Origin of the sequence: Streptomyces sp. RP5T (genome assembly GCF_003933965.1) — a bacterium.
Taxonomy (GTDB): Bacteria; Actinomycetota; Actinomycetes; order Streptomycetales; family Streptomycetaceae; genus Streptomyces.
Genome location: NZ_RSAJ01000191.1, coordinates 1 through 14,467 on the forward strand (window position 1 = coordinate 1; position 14,467 = coordinate 14,467).

The window sequence follows — 14,467 nt, forward strand, 5'->3', positions numbered from 1 at the left end:
GCGGTCAACCCGGCGATCGACGAGAGCGCCGTCCAGGGCATCGTCGACCAGCTCGCCGGGATGCGCATGACCCGCCGCAACCCCACCCTCGCCGAGGTCGCCGCCACGGCCGTGTTCCTCGCCTCCGACCACGCGGGCGGCATCACCGGCACGTTCGTCAACGCCACCGGCGGGATGGTCGCCGGCTGAGCCTGCTGCCCCGCCACCACGTGCGCAGCCACAGGCCGTGCAGCCCGCCGAGCGCGACGACGACGGCGATCCCGTCCAGCCGGTCCCAAGCCGACTTTCCCGACGCCGACTTGACGACGGCGCGGGCGAACAGCGTGAGATCCGCGGGCAGAGTGACGGCGGCGAAGAACGCGAGGCACAGCGTGGTGCCGAGGACCAGCACCACGCTGTACGCGCGCACGGCCCGGCGCTCGTGCGCGGGCAGTCCGAGGCTGGGGTCCGCCTCGTCGGTACGACGGCCCCGGCGCCGCAGCAGACGCCGGGCCCGGTACCTCGTGTACGCCACCCCGTCCCCGAACAGGTCACGGCAGCGGGTGAGGTCCTGGAGGACGAAGTAGAGGTCCGTCCGCATGAAGACCATGAGCTGGAAGGGCAGCGGGAGCAGGGCGAGCAGCGCCACGGCGGCCAGGACCCGGCGGGGTGTGCCGCTCGTGGCACCCGCGGCGAGGGCGGCCAGGGAAGCGGCGGTCAGGTTGGTCGCGATGCCGGCCAGGTAGGCGGTCAACCGGTGGCGGCGCGGGGCGAGTTCGATGCCGCTGATGTCCGTCTGCATGACCAGGAACTGCAGCCGGGTGCCGAGCCGCATCCGGCCCGCCACGCCGGTCGCGCGGGCCGTCAGCAGGTGGGCGCACTCGTGGAGCAGCAGCAGGCTCCAGCCGACGCCCGCGCCGAGGGCGAGGACCGCGCTGCCGTGCGAACTCCACAGCAGAGTGCGGTAGTCGAGGGGTACGGGCGGCCGGGCGAGCAGCGTGAGCGCGAGGAGGAGGACGACCGCGACCGGGACGGCGGGACTCAGCAGCCAGCGCACATGACGGGGCCGTATCCACGCCAACGTCGGTGCCGGCGGCGGCTCCTGCTCGACCGCGCGGCCGTCGACCTCCGCGACGAACCCGAGGTCCAGCAGGGCCGCCACGAAGTCCGGCACGTCGATGTCGTCGCCGGTGCGGACGCGGAGCCGCTCGCCGACCTCGGCCGGGGTCAGGCCCTCGTCGAGCAGGTCGAGGGCCTGTTTGCCCACCTCGGGCAGGGCGACGAAACGGCCGGTCGCCCTGCGGCCCACGATCCACTCGTCGCCGTCGGGGCGGGAGTCCAGCGCGTGCAGCCGTACCCGTCTCACACACGCTCCCCGCACGCCGGGCAGTCCAGGTGGCGGGGTGTGCGCTGGTGGACGGGGTCACCGGGGAGCATGAGGTTCACCCCGAAGCGGAACCCCGGCTCCATCGCGGGGACCCCGGTCAGCAGGGCGAGGGCGGCGTGCGCGAGGAGCGCCCCCGAGAGCCCGGCGGTGACCGCGCTCGCCGGGTTCCACGGCATCCGGGGCGAGGCCGACTCCGGATCCTGACCCGGCCCGAGCCGCAGATCCCGCCGGGCGATCTCCCCCTCCCGCAGGCACTCCCAGCACGCCCCCTGTCCGGGCACGTACACCCCGGCGGTCACGAGAGGCCCCCGGTACCCGGCGTCGACCCACGGCACCCCGGCGGCCAGACACGCCCGGTTGGCCCACCGGCGGATCTCGTCGGGCCGGTCGGCGGCGAGGACGAGGAGGTCGTAGGCGCCGACTGCCGGGGAGTCCGGCCCACCGGCGGTCACCAGCTCCGTGAAATCCTCCGGCCCCCGCACCTCCCTCCGCTCCCCGGTCACCGTCACATCCGAGTTCAGGGCCCGCAGGGTCGCCACCGCCGCCTCCACCTTCGGCCGGCCGAGGTCGGACTCGCGGTACAGGGGCTGGCGGTTGAGGTTGGAGAGCTCGACCACGTCCGGGTCGACGCAGTGGACGTGGCCCACGCCGGACGCGACCAGGGACTGCGCCGCGTGGCCGCCCGTGCCGCCGACACCGACCAGCAGGACCCGGGCCGCACGCAGGCGGAGCTGGGCGTCCCAGGGGCCGGTACGGGGGGAGAGGTCCATCCAGCGGAGCAGCGGGACACCGCGGCTGTAGCGGTCCTCCTCGCGGGGCGGCACCGGCACGGGTGCCCCCGCGTCGTCCACGAAACCGGCGGTCAGCAGGTCCGCCATCGCCTGGCGGGCGTCCGCGCCGGACAGCTCGGGGTGCGCGCCCAGCACCTCGGCGACCACCTCCGCGGGCCCCCGTGTCCCGTCCATCGCCTCGACGAGCGTCCACACCCAGCCCTGTGGGTCCGCGATCTCCGCGCCGATGCCGTGGATCACGCTGCCGACACGGACGTTGCCGTCGACCGTGCGGTAGGCGCGGTGCTCGGGCTTGATCCGGGGCCGCCGGAACGCCTCGACCGTCACCGACGTCGCCTCCGTCATCAGGGCCCCCTACCCGTCACACGCACACCTCCTTGACACTCTGACTCCCTCGGCACAGCCTTGACAAGAGCGGTCAGCGATCGCTTCGGAAAGGTCAAATCCTGTACGAAGACGAGGAGTTGAGATGCCGACAAAGATCGTGATCCGCCCCTTGGACAAGAAGGAGACCACGGGGGACAGCGGCGGCAACGGCGGCAGCTGAGAGGAGCGCACATGCCTGTCAAGATCGTCATTCGCCCGCTGGACAAGAAAGAGACCACTGGGGACAGTAATTCCCAGGGTGCTTGATCGGATCACCAGCGCGGGAGGACCGGCGTGCGGACTTCGCTCTATCCGGCAGTCGACGAACTGGAGCGAAGGGCCCGCACGCTGGTCCGTGCCGCCCCCGGTCTGCTGCGGTTGAGCCGGGTCGGACGGAGCCGGGCGGGGCGTCCGCTGTGGCTGCTGTCCGCCGGACACGGTGAGCGGCACATCCTCGCGGTCGCAGGGGCCCACGCCAACGAACCGGTGGGCGGCGCCTCGGCGTTGCGGCTCGCCGCGCTCTTCGCCCGCCGGCCCCGGCTGCTCGGGGAACTCGGCTGCACCTGGCACTTCCTGCTCTGCCTCGACCCCGACGGGGCGCACCTCGCGCACGGCTGGCAGCCGGAGGAGCCCGAGCCGTCGCTGACGGAGTGTCACCGGCACTTCTACCGGCCCGCGTTCGCGTGCCAGCCGGAGTCCCTGCCGGTGCCGCCCGGACAGCCGCTGCCCGAGTCGGCCGCGCTGGTCCGGCTTCTCGACGAGCTGCGGCCGGTCGCCCAGTTCACCCTGCACGGCATCGAGTTCGGCGGTGCCTTCGTGATGATGACGCGGGAGGTGCCCGGCGCCGCGGAGGCCTTCCGGCGGACGGCGGCGCGGCTGCGCGTGCCCGTCGACCGGGATCCCGTCGACGGCCCCGACTGGCGGCTCGACCCGCCAGGTGTCCTGGTGCTGCCCGACGGCCACGGCGAGGGCGAACGCGACCCGAGCGGTTACGTCGCCGCGAGCACCTGGTTCCATCCCCGCCGCCACGGCACGCTGACCACCCTGATCGAGACCCCCGCCTGGGCCGTGCCCTCGGTGAGCGACGCCCGGCCCGTCACCGACCCGGACCGCGAGGCCGCCCGGCTGGGGGAGGTGCTACTGGGCCGGACCCGCGACCTCGCGGCCGTCCTCGGGACACGGCTCGACACGTCCGTACCGGAGGATCTGGCGCCGCTGCGGGACGCCGCGCGGGAACTCCTGGACGTGGCCCCGTCGATCGTCGCGAGCTGGGCCGCGGAGGAACCCGGGCTGTTCCACGGGCACTTCGCGACCCGGGGGATCTCGGCCCGCCGCATCCCGCTCAGGGTGGCGGCCATGGCGAGCCGGGCCCTGGCCCGCACCGACCCCCGGGTCACCGAGATCCTCGACGACCTGGTGCGCGAGTGGAGCCAGGAACTGGAGAAGACGTACGACCTGCGCTGGGTACCGGTGGCCACGCAGACCGGCCTGCATGTACGGACGATGCTGAACACGGCCCGGCTGGCCTGCACGGAGGACGGCTGACCTGAGCCACGGGGCTCCCGTAGGCGCACCAGCTTCCTGCCAGCAGCGGAGTCACCGGCCCACCGGTTTCCCGGCCCACCGGCCCACCGGCCTTCCGTCGGCTGCTGGGGTCACCGGTTTCCCGTCGGCCGCCGGGCCCCGGCCTGCCGTCGCCGGTCTGCCAGGCCCCCAGCCTCCCGCGGTCCGCCGGCCCCCGGCCTCCCGCTGGATGCCGGGCACCCGTCTCCGTCGGGATGCCGGGGCGCCCGTCTCCGTCGGGGTGCCGGGGCGCCCGTCTCGGTCGGGGTGCCGGGGCGCCCGTCTCGGTCGGGATGCCGGGGCACCCGTCTCCGTCGGGATGCCGGGGCGCCCGTCTCGGTCGGGGTGCCGGGGCACCCGTTTCCGTCGGGATGCCGGGCGCTCGTCTCCGCAGGGTGGCCGGGGGACCCGCCCTCTCGTCCTACTGTGCCGCCTGTGCGTCCGCCGTCTGGGCCTTCAGCGCGCGCTCCACGCCCGCGCGGGACTCGGAGACGAGCCTGCGCAGGGCTGCGTTCGGCTCGGCCGAGGCGAGCCAGGCGTCCGTCCTGTCCAGGGTCTCCTGCGAGACCTGGAGCGAGGGGTAGAGGCCGACCGCGATCTGCTGCGCGATCTCGTGGGAACGGGACTCCCAGATGCCCTTGACCACCTCGAAGTACCGCTCCGCGTACGGCGCGAGCAGCTCCCGCTGGTCGGTCTGCACGAACCCGCCGATGACGGCCTCCTGCACGGCGTTCGGCAGCTTGTCGGACTCGACGACCTGCGCCCAGGCCTCCGCCTTCGCCTCCTCGGTCGGCCGCGAGGCACGCGCGGTGGCCGCGTGGCGCTCACCGGCCGCGGTCTTGTCCCGCTCGTACTCGCTCGCGATCTCCGACTCGTCGTAGCGGCCCACGGACGCCAGCCGCTGCACGAACGCCCAGCGCAGCTCGGTGTCGACGGCCAGGCCCTCGACGACCTGCGACCCGTCGAGCAGCCCCTCCAGGAGGTCCAGCTGCTCCGGCGTACGGGCCGTAGCCGCGAACGCCCGCGCCCAGGCCAGCTGGTGGTCGCTGCCGGCCGCCGCGGACCGCAGGTGGGCCAGCGTCGCGTCGGTCCAGCGGCTCAGCAGGGCCTCACGCGCGGTGGGGGCGGCGTACAGCTCGATCGCCAGCTTCACCTGCCGGTGCAGCGACTGCACGACACCGATGTCGGACTCCTTGCCGATCCCGGAGAGGACCAGCGAGAGGTAGTCGCGGGTCGCGAGCTCCGCGTCCCTCGTCATGTCCCACGCCGACGCCCAGCACAGCGCCCTCGGCAGGGACGACTCGAAGTCGCCCAGGTGCTCGGTCACGAAGGCCAGCGACTGCTCGTCGAGGCGGACCTTGGCGTACGACAGGTCGTCGTCGTTGAGCAGCACGACCGCCGGACGGCGCTTGCCGACCAGCTGCGGTACCGCCGTCAGCTCGCCGTCCACGTCCAGCTCGATCCGCTCGTCACGGACCAGCTTGCCGCTGGCGTCGTCCCGTTCGTACAGGCCGACGGCGATGCGGTGCGGACGCAGCGTCGGCTCGCCCTTCGCGCCGGCGGGCAGCGCCGGGGCCTCCTGGCGGATGGCGAAGGAGGTGATGACACCGTTGCCGTCGGTCTCGATCTCCGGGCGCAGGATGTTGATGCCGGCCGTCTGGAGCCATTTCTCCGACCAGTTCTTCAGGTCGCGGCCGGAGGTCTCCTCCAGCGCGCCCAGCAGGTCGGACAGGCGGGTGTTGCCGTACGCGTGGCGCTTGAAGTACGCCTGCACACCGCCGAAGAACTCGTCCATGCCGACGTAGGCGACGAGCTGCTTGAGGACGGAGGCGCCCTTGGCGTACGTGATGCCGTCGAAGTTGACCAGCACGTCGTCCAGGTCGCGGATCTCGGCCATGATCGGGTGCGTGGACGGCAGCTGGTCCTGGCGGTACGCCCACGTCTTCATGGAGTTGGCGAACGTGGTCCAGGAGTGCGGCCACCGGCTCTCCGGGGCGTACGCCTGGCAGGCGATGGAGGTGTAGGTGGCGAACGACTCGTTCAGCCACAGGTCGTTCCACCACTCCATGGTCACGAGGTCGCCGAACCACATGTGGGCCAGCTCGTGCAGGATGGTCTCGGCGCGCATCTCGTACGCGGCGTCGGTCACCTTGGACCGGAAGACGTACTGGTCGCGGATGGTCACCGCGCCGGCGTTCTCCATCGCGCCCGCGTTGAACTCCGGGACGAACAACTGGTCGTACTTCTTGAACGGGTACGCGTAGTCGAACTTCTCCTGGAACCAGTCGAAGCCCTGCCGGGTGACCTCGAAGATGGCGTCGGAGTCGAGGTGTTCGGCGAGCGAGGGACGGCAGTAGATGCCCAGCGGCACGGACTGGCCGTCCTTCTCGTACACGCTGTGCACGGAGTGGTACGGGCCGACGATCAGGGCCGTGATGTACGACGAGATCCGCGGGGTCGGCTCGAAGACCCAGACGTCGTCCTTCGGCTCGGGCGTCGGGGAGTTGGAGATGACGGTCCAGCCGGTCGGCGCCTTCACGGTGAACTGGAAGGTGGCCTTGAGGTCGGGCTGCTCGAAGGAGGCGAAGACGCGGCGGGCGTCCGGCACCTCGAACTGCGTGTACAGATAGGCCTGCTGGTCGACCGGGTCGACGAAGCGGTGCAGGCCCTCACCGGTGTTGGTGTACGCGGCGTCGGCGACGACCCGCAGGATGTTGCGGCCCTCCAGCAGGCCCGGCAGGGCGATACGGGAGTCCGCGAAGACCTCCGCCGGGTCGAGCGCGTCACCGTTCAGCGTGACCTCGTGGACCGTGGGGGCCACCAGGTCGATGAAGGACTCGGCGCCTCCCCCACTCTCGGCTTCGCTCGAGCGGGAGGTGCCCCCACCGGCGACATCGAAGCGCACCGTGGTCACGGACCGGTAGGTACCGCCCTCCTGCGCGCCGGAGAGGTCGAGATCGATCTCGTAGGACTCGACGCTGAGCAGCTTCGCCCGCTGCTGAGCCTCTTCGCGGGTCAGGTTTGTGCCAGGCACGCGGTCATCTCCTTGTTTCCTCGATATGAGTAGGTTCGGCGGTTCGGTCATCCTTCCACGAAAGGCCTCCCACGGATCGGGGGATTACCCTGCGGTTTCGGGAGCGCCACGTCCGGTTTCCGCCGGTCATCCGTGCCCGGCCTCGCCAGCCTGGGCCCATGACGACCTACCGCGCACGCCCCGTCACTCCCGCCGCCCTGAAGGAACTCCGCACCGCCGACGACTCCGGCCGCCCCCTGTCACCCTTCACCGACGAGGAGGGCGGCGCCCCGCTCCGCTGCTGTCTGCGCCGCAGCGCGCCGGGAGAGCGGATCGCGCTGGTCTCCTACGCACCCCTGCGCCGCTGGGCGGCCGAGACCGGCGCCGAGCCCGGGGCGTACGACGAACAGGGCCCGGTCTTCCTCCATGCCGAGGAGTGCGCGGGGCCGGACGGGCGCGAGGGGTACCCCTTCGCGAACGCCCACCGGACTGTCCGCCGCTACTCCGCCGACGGGCACATCCTCGGCGGAGAGCTGGTCGGGACACTCGACGACGCCGCCTTCCGAAACGCGTTCGACGACCCGTCCGTGGCACTGGTCCACGTCCGGGCCGTCGAGTACGGCTGTTTCCTCTACGAGGTCAGGAGGTCCTAGCCCTTGAGCTCCGCCGCCACCAGTTCCGCGATCTGGACCGCGTTCAGCGCGGCGCCCTTGCGGAGGTTGTCGTTGGAGATGAACAGGGCGAGGCCGTTGTCCACCGTCTCGTCGCGGCGGATGCGGCCGACGAAGGAGGCGTCCTGGCCGGCGGCCTGCAGCGGGGTCGGGATGTCGGAGAGGGTCACGCCGGGGGCGCCCGCCAGGATCTCCGTAGCGCGCTCGGGGGAGATGGGCCGGGCGAAGCGGGCGTTGACCTGGAGGGAGTGCCCGGAGAAGACCGGTACGCGCACACAGGTGCCGGAGACCTTCAGCTCGGGGAGCTCCAGGATCTTGCGGGACTCGTTGCGGAGCTTCTGCTCCTCGTCGGTCTCGTTCAGGCCGTCGTCGACGAGGTTGCCGGCGAAGGGCAGGACGTTGAAGGCGATGGGCCGCTTGTAGACCTGCGGCTCGGGGAAGTCGACCGCCGAGCCGTCGTGGGTGAGCTTGTCCGCCTCGGCGGCGACCTTCTGCACCTGGCCGTGCAGCTCCGCCACGCCCGCGAGGCCCGAGCCGGACACCGCCTGGTAGGTGGTGGCGATCAGCGTCTGGAGGCCCGCCTCCGCGTCCAGCACCTTCAGGACCGGCATCGCGGCCATCGTGGTGCAGTTCGGGTTGGCGATGATGCCCTTGGGGCGGTCCGCGATGGCGTGCGGGTTCACCTCGGAGACGACCAGCGGGACCTCGGGGTCCTTGCGCCAGGCGGAGGAGTTGTCGATCACGACCGCGCCCTGCGAGGCGACCTTCTCGGCCAGCGCCTTCGACGTCGCGCCGCCCGCCGAGAACAGCACGATGTCCAGGCCGGTGTAGTCGGCCGTCGCCGCGTCCTCCACCGTCACGCCGTCCAGGACCGAGCCCGCCGAGCGCGCGGAGGCGAACAGGCGCAGCTCCGTGACCGGGAAGTTCCGCTCCTTGAGGATCCCGCGCATGACCGTGCCGACCTGCCCGGTGGCTCCGACGATTCCGACCCTCACGGTGACTCCTTCTGCGTGTCCTGGATGTGTCTGCGGCTTTTCCATCATGCGGCCGACCGGGGTCAGCCTGTCCAATTCTTTGCCCTCCATGCCCGAGGGCTGGGACGCCGCACGGTGATCAACGGTTGCGGAACTGTGGCCGCACCCCTCCTGAGCTGGAGAAAATCGCCCTACGGTCACGTCCTGCCGTAAGCCGTGCGGCGCCGCGCGCCGGGTGTGACGTACGCCTCTGAACGTTTCCGCCCCCTACGGCGTCGTAGGAGAAACGCGGTGAGGGGAGGGTGTCTGTGCTGCGCAGAATCGCCCGCCGTGGCCAGGGGGAACAGCAGGGGGACCCACTGGACGCGGCACAGGAACGCCGGGTGCGGGCCGTGCTCGCGCTCGGCGGAGTACCGCAGGCGGACCTGCCGGACGGGGTGCAGCAGGTCCGCCTGCGGTTGCTGGAGCGGGCGGCGAAGGGGTACGACGCGCCGCGGGACGTCTCCGCGTGGGCGGCCGTCGTCGCCTCCAACCTCGCCATGGACTGGCACCGGGCCAAGAAGCGCCAGGAGCGGCTGGGGGAGCGCCTGGCCGCGCTCAGGCAGCACGAGCACCCCTCGGGGGAGGACACCAGCGTGCTCTCCCTGGCCGTCGCCCAGGGCCTGGACGAGCTGCCCGACCAGCAGCGCCAGGTCCTGGTGCTGCGGTTCTTCGCCGACCTGCCGGTGCGCTCGATCGCCCAGGAGCTGGGCGTTCCGGAGGGCACGGTCAAGAGCCGCCTGCACACGGCGGTGCGGGCTCTGCGCACCCGCCTGCACGAGGACGAGGTGGTGTGACATGAGCGCCGAGAACGAGACGTACGACAGCGAGACGTACGACAGCGACGCGCTGATGGCCGCCATCACCGGGGAGAAGCCCGGCGACCAGGTCCGCCGGGACGACGCGTTCCTCGCCGAGTACCGGGCGGCCGAGGCCGACATCGGGCTGCTGAGGGAGCAGCTCGGGATCCTCGGCGAGGTGCTCGCCGAACCGCCGCCCGCGCCCTCCGCGCCCGTGCGGCCGCGGCCCTCCCCGGCTCGCCACCGGGTCCGCGTGCTGGCCTTCGGCACCCTCGCGGTGGCCGCCGTCGCGAGTGTCGTCACGGGGCTCGGCTGGCTCCTCGGGCACAACGGCGCGAGCGACCTCACCTCGGGCGGCAGCGCCGACTCGGCCTCCAAGGCGGAGGCGGGCGTCCGCTTCGGCAGCCCGGCCTACCTGGCCTGCGCCACCACGGTTGCCGAGGGCGAGGTCACCGTGGTCAAGCAGCTCCCCACCGGGGAACTCCAGGTCACCGTGCACGTGAGCCGCTACTTCAAGCAGACCCGGAACCTCGGTCACCTCACCTACGTGGTGAGCGAGTACGACCTCCCCGAACCCCTCGCCCGGGGCACCCGGGTCCTGTTCGGCGTGAGCGCGGGCTCGCCGGCCCCCGACCACTGGGCCGTCGGCGAGCGGGACATCGCCCGGGAGCGGGCCTGGATCACCGCCTCGCTGCCCCAGTCACGCACGATGCCCTGCTGAGGCACGGCAGAGCGCTGAGGCACGGCAAAGGGCGGGCGCCCTCACGGACGCCCGCCCCTTCGATCGCCGTACGGAGAAGTGTTACGGCGTGACCTTCTCGATCTTCACGCTGCCGACGCCCGCGACCGTGCCGCGCGCGTTGACCAGGCTGACCTGACCGAAGAACTCACGGCCCTCCGGAGCGGGCGCCAGGGCGGTGACGCTGCCGGAGACGGTCGTCGAGGCACCGGTGGCGAGCTTGACCGGCGCGTCGGAGACGGTGACGGTGCCCAGGGCGCTGGAGAAGAACACGTCCTGGTAGTCGTACGCGGTGGAGCCGGCCGGGACCGAGTAGCCCACGACCTCGATGGTGTACGTGCCGGCGGCCGGCGAGGCGACCGAGACGGCCTCCTCCGAGTCACCGTCGGCGGACTGGCCGACCACGGTGCCGGCCGCGTCGTAGACCGTCAGGTCCAGGTCCGCGGCCACGTCGGAGACGTTGCCGATGGCGACGTCCAGCGACTTGGCGCCCGCGGGCACCTCGACCGTGCTGGTCTGGGTGGCGCCCTCGGTGATGCTCGGGCGGGCGGCCTTGGACGAGCCGAGCGGGCCGCCGGCCAGCTTGCCGTCGATCGCGGCGAACTGGTTGGTCACCTTCCAGGAGGCGGTGGCCGGCGTGCCGACCTTGGCCTCGGGCACGGTCACGGTCTCCGGGTCGAAGGCCGCGCCGTAGACGGCGACGTCCAGCTTGTACGGGTTGTCGAGCAGCGGCGAGGTGCGGCGCGACTCGACCTCGATCTCCCAGACACCGGCCTGCGGGTCGGCGTAGGAGCGGGCGTCGGGCTTGCAGCCGTTGCCGTCGAGGTAGTTGTTGTAGCAGTACGGGGTGCTGGTGTTGTCGACCGGGACGCCGTAGGGGTGGATGGCGATGAAGCGGGTCTGGCTCTTGCCCTTGAGCCCGCCGATCGCGACCTCCAGCGACTTGGCGCCCGCGGGCACGGTCACGAAGTACGACTGGGTGCTGTTGCGCTGCACGGTGTTCGACGCGGAGTACGTGTACTTCACCGGCGCGGAGACCACGACCGTGCTCAGGATCTGCTGGTCGACGCCCTCGGTCCTCGGGTCGTCGACGACCAGGATCGCGCTCTTGAGACCCGCGGACCTCGGCTGCGCCTGGACCTTGACGGTCACCGGCTGGTTCAGCGGGAGCCGGATGTCGTCCTTGCCGAGGATCCGGAAGGTGCCACCGGCGTTGTTCTCGAAGTACACCTCGTGGCGGAGCGCCTTGTCCGCGCCGGACGTACGGGTGATGGTGACGTCGTACGTCTTCTTCTGGCCGGCCTTCAGGCCGCCCTCGCGGTCGTAGAGACCGGTGCCGAAGCCCGGGGTCTTCAGCAGCTGGTCGATCGCGGTGTCGACCGGGGCCTTCACGGTGTAGTCGTGGGCGGTGGCGCCGTCCTTGATGGCGTCCCAGGCGTCCACGATGTCGATGAGGCCCGCGCCCTCCTCGTACGCCTGCACACCCTTGATGTGGTCGGCGGTCGAGGTCAGGGCGGTGCGCAGGGTGGCCGGGGTGAGCGCGATGTGCTTCTGCTTGGCGGCCGAGATCAGCAGCGCGGACGCGCCCGCGGCCTGCGGGGAGGCCATCGAGGTGCCCTGGAGCATCGAGTAGCCGGCCGGCAGCGAGTAGCCCGCCTCGGCGACCGGGGAGCCCGGCAGCCAGGTCTGGGTGGTGTTGATGGCCGCACCGGGGGCGGACAGGGTCGGCGTGAAGCCGCCGTCCTCACGCGGACCGCGCGAGGAGAAGGGCATCATCGCGTACTTCTTCTCCACGGCCGAGCCGTAGTTGGCGGCCCAGGTCGCCTTGGAGATGGTCGCGCCGACGGAGATGACCTTGTCGGCCAGGCCCGGGTCGCCGATGGTGTTCGCGCCGGGGCCGGAGTTGCCCGCGGAGATCACCAGCTGGACGCCGTAGGTGTCGATGAGACGCGTGTAGAGCTCGGCGCGCGCGTTGTTGCCGTCGTTGAGCGCGGGCAGGCCGCCGATCGACATGTTGACGATGTCGACGCCGCGGTTGACGACGAGGTCGATCATGCCCTCGGTCAGCGCCACGTTGGTGCAGCCACCGGTCCAGGTGCAGGCGCGCGAGGAGACGAGCTTCGCGCCCGGGGCCGCGCCGTTCATCTTGCCGCCGAACAGGCCGTTGGCGGCGGTGATGCCGGCGACGTGCGTGCCGTGCTCGGACTCGATGACGCCGATGTTGACGTAGTCGGCCTTGCTGCCCGCGGCGTCGTAGACGACGTCCTTGCGGATCTCGACGACGAACGGCTGGCGCTCGGCGACGTCGGTGGCCGGGTTGTCGGTGCCGAAGTACCCGACCTGATAGCCGTCCTTGTACGGCTTCATCGCCGCGTCGTCGGAGAAGTCGTTGTTGTTGTTCAGGTCGACCCGGACGGTTCCGGCGGCCGCGTCGTAGAGCACGCCCCAGACGTCGGTGGTGTCGCCGTCGCGGTTGGCGTCGCCCTTGGCGTCACCGCCGGCTGTGACCGACTCGCGGAACAGGTTGAACTGGTAGGCGCCCGCCGGGGCCTTCCAGGTGGCGCCCGCGATGGTGAACGTCGGCCCGCTGACGGGGTTGTTCATCCGCCGCCAGGTGGCGTCGCCGTCGGAGACCGGGTCGGTCGCCGTCACCCAGTCGACGATCTTCCGCTCACCGGTGGTGGTCTTCTGCAGCGCCGGGTGGCCGAGGTCCACACCCGAGTCCAGGATGCCGATGGTGACCCCGCGGCCGTCCGCCTTCGGGTGGTCCTCGACGAAGTCGACGGCGCCCGTCTCGAAGGAGGGGTTGTACGGGTTCTCGGCGGGCGTCTTCGCGCTCGGCGCCGGGTAGGTCTTCGCGGCCTTGTGCGCGGCGCCCTTGGCGGTGTCGGCGCTCGGCGTCGGGTCGTCCAGCGGGATGTCCTGCTTGACGTCGATGCCGTGCACGGAGGAGAGCTTCGCGGCGGCGGCGATGGCCGAGTCCGCCTTCGCGGTGGGGACGGTGGCCCGGACGTAACCGAGCTTGTCGTAGGTCTTGCCCACCAGGCCGCCCTTGACCGCGTCCAGCTCCGCGGCGACCTGCTCGGTCTTGCCGGGGGCGGTGGCGACCATCAGCGTGATGCTCTTGTCGCCGGCGGCCTTGGCCTCGGCCAGCGCGTCGGCGTCGTCCGAACCGAGCTTCCGGTCGGCGGACTTGAGGCCCGGGTCCGATGCCGCGGGGGTGGTGCCCGCGTCTGCGGAGAAGGCCATCGGTATCGGCCCCGCCGCGGACAGTGCGGCGACCAGTCCGGCGGCCGCGGCTATGCGCGCCACACGTCTCGCGCCCGATATCCGGTCGCTCTGGGGGGTGAGGGTCATCGGCATCCCTTGTGAGTAAAGGAACGAGCAGGCGTGTGACCGGGACCGATCGGTCCTGGCCACGGTGATCCGGAATACGACCCCGGATGAGCGCCCAGCTTTACGCACGGGAAGGATGTTTAGGGAGAGTTGACCGAATCGATATGGGTGTATGGGGAAAACCCGCGATGCCCTTTGGGTTCATCGGTGAACAGGCGTGAGAAAAAGGGCAATTCGCCCTGCGTGTCCTTTGGCCGGCCTTTTCAGACGTCCTTGGTGCGCGCGTAATGCCGGGACGCCTTGGCCCGGTTGCCGCAGGTCGCCATCGAGCACCAGCGCCGGGTGCCGTTCCTCGACGTGTCGAGGAAGTGAAGTACGCACGCCTCGTGGGCGCATGACCGGATCCGGTCGGGGGCGGTGCCGAGCAGCTCCAGGTAGTTGCGGGCGGCGAGCCAGCCGGGACCCCAGGCGGGATCGCTCAACTCGGGCCGCTCCACGGGCCCTTGGGGAGTGAGCGCGACCCTGACCCGCCCGTGCTCCAGTACCGCGTCGACCAGGGGTGCCCCCTCCTCCAGTGACCCGTCCACCGCCGTGTGCAGGGCCTCGCGGGCCTCACGGACGTGCCGCAGCATCCCCTCGCCCGGGGTGTGTTCGCCGCTCAGGCCGGTCGAGTCGAGCCACACCGCGAGCCCGTCGACATCGGCGAGGAGGTCCTGGAGGGTCCCCTCGTACATCCACCGCGTGTTGAGCAGGTCGAGTGCGAGCGGCTCGCCGGTGAGCGGGCGGGGGTCGCGGGGGGCGGACATGAG

General features: G+C 71.7%; 11 protein-coding genes. 5 read left to right on the forward strand and 6 right to left on the reverse strand.

What is annotated here, in order from left to right; translation table 11 throughout:
- Window positions 1–189: SDR family oxidoreductase (locus tag EHS43_RS20740; protein ID WP_125192265.1), on the forward strand; the 189-nt coding region annotated here is incomplete at its 5' end.
- Here EHS43_RS20740 and EHS43_RS20745 read toward each other — a convergent pair.
- On the reverse strand, window positions 158–1,345 hold the full coding sequence (locus EHS43_RS20745; protein WP_125192266.1) for a hypothetical protein: 1,188 nt from the start codon (window positions 1,343–1,345) through the stop codon (window positions 158–160). The two genes, EHS43_RS20740 and EHS43_RS20745, sit on opposite strands and share 32 nt — an antisense overlap.
- A complete protein-coding gene (locus tag EHS43_RS20750; protein WP_185806333.1) occupies window positions 1,342–2,502 on the reverse strand; it encodes a ThiF family adenylyltransferase in 1,161 nt (386 codons plus the stop codon). Before EHS43_RS20750 ends, EHS43_RS20745 begins: the two co-directional genes overlap by 4 nt.
- Before the next feature lie 315 nt (window positions 2,503–2,817).
- Between EHS43_RS20750 and EHS43_RS20755 the strand changes: the two genes are divergently transcribed.
- Complete coding sequence (locus EHS43_RS20755; protein ID WP_125192267.1) at window positions 2,818–4,068, forward strand: M14 family zinc carboxypeptidase; 1,251 nt, start codon at window positions 2,818–2,820, stop codon at window positions 4,066–4,068.
- A 439-nt stretch (window positions 4,069–4,507) separates the two neighbouring features.
- On the opposite strand, the gene pepN is transcribed toward EHS43_RS20755, so the two are convergent.
- Window positions 4,508–7,120, reverse strand: coding sequence for an aminopeptidase N (pepN, locus tag EHS43_RS20760; RefSeq protein ID WP_125192268.1), 2,613 nt, complete (start codon window positions 7,118–7,120; stop codon window positions 4,508–4,510).
- Between the two features lie 158 nt (window positions 7,121–7,278).
- Here pepN and EHS43_RS20765 point away from each other — a divergent pair, with 158 nt between their 5' ends.
- Window positions 7,279–7,752, forward strand: coding sequence for a DUF1203 domain-containing protein (locus EHS43_RS20765; protein WP_125192269.1), 474 nt, complete (start codon window positions 7,279–7,281; stop codon window positions 7,750–7,752).
- Here EHS43_RS20765 and EHS43_RS20770 read toward each other — a convergent pair.
- The gene (locus tag EHS43_RS20770) at window positions 7,749–8,765 is read right to left on the reverse strand and encodes an aspartate-semialdehyde dehydrogenase (RefSeq protein ID WP_125192270.1); all 1,017 of its coding nucleotides are present in this window, start codon (window positions 8,763–8,765) and stop codon (window positions 7,749–7,751) included. The two genes, EHS43_RS20765 and EHS43_RS20770, sit on opposite strands and share 4 nt — an antisense overlap.
- A gap of 281 nt (window positions 8,766–9,046) precedes the next feature.
- Between EHS43_RS20770 and EHS43_RS20775 the strand changes: the two genes are divergently transcribed.
- Together EHS43_RS20775 and EHS43_RS20780 are read left to right on the forward strand one after the other, a co-directional pair.
- Entirely contained in the window at window positions 9,047–9,580 is a 534-nt protein-coding gene (locus EHS43_RS20775) for a sigma-70 family RNA polymerase sigma factor (RefSeq protein WP_185806334.1), read from the forward strand.
- 1 nt (window position 9,581) lies between these two features.
- Window positions 9,582–10,304, forward strand: coding sequence for a hypothetical protein (locus EHS43_RS20780; RefSeq protein ID WP_125192272.1), 723 nt, complete (start codon window positions 9,582–9,584; stop codon window positions 10,302–10,304).
- Window positions 10,305–10,385: 81 nt separating this feature from the next.
- Here the strand turns inward: EHS43_RS20780 and EHS43_RS20785 are convergent, their stop codons facing one another.
- Together EHS43_RS20785 and EHS43_RS20790 are read right to left on the reverse strand one after the other, a co-directional pair.
- A complete protein-coding gene (locus tag EHS43_RS20785) occupies window positions 10,386–13,679 on the reverse strand; it encodes a S8 family serine peptidase (RefSeq protein ID WP_125192273.1) in 3,294 nt (1,097 codons plus the stop codon).
- A gap of 242 nt (window positions 13,680–13,921) precedes the next feature.
- Window positions 13,922–14,464, reverse strand: a complete 543-nt coding sequence (locus tag EHS43_RS20790; RefSeq protein WP_125192275.1) for a CGNR zinc finger domain-containing protein — start codon at window positions 14,462–14,464, stop codon at window positions 13,922–13,924.
- Window positions 14,465–14,467: the final 3 nt, after the last annotated feature.

Coding starts and splice junctions, on each gene's coding strand:
- EHS43_RS20750 (WP_185806333.1), bottom strand. CDS start 2,502: ATGACGGAGGCGACGTCGGTGACGGTCGAGGCGTTCCGGCGGCCCCGG.
- EHS43_RS20765 (WP_125192269.1), top strand. CDS start 7,279: ATGACGACCTACCGCGCACGCCCCGTCACTCCCGCCGCCCTGAAGGAA.
- EHS43_RS20780 (WP_125192272.1), top strand. CDS start 9,582: ATGAGCGCCGAGAACGAGACGTACGACAGCGAGACGTACGACAGCGAC.
- EHS43_RS20785 (WP_125192273.1), bottom strand. CDS start 13,679: ATGACCCTCACCCCCCAGAGCGACCGGATATCGGGCGCGAGACGTGTG.
- EHS43_RS20790 (WP_125192275.1), bottom strand. CDS start 14,464: ATGTCCGCCCCCCGCGACCCCCGCCCGCTCACCGGCGAGCCGCTCGCA.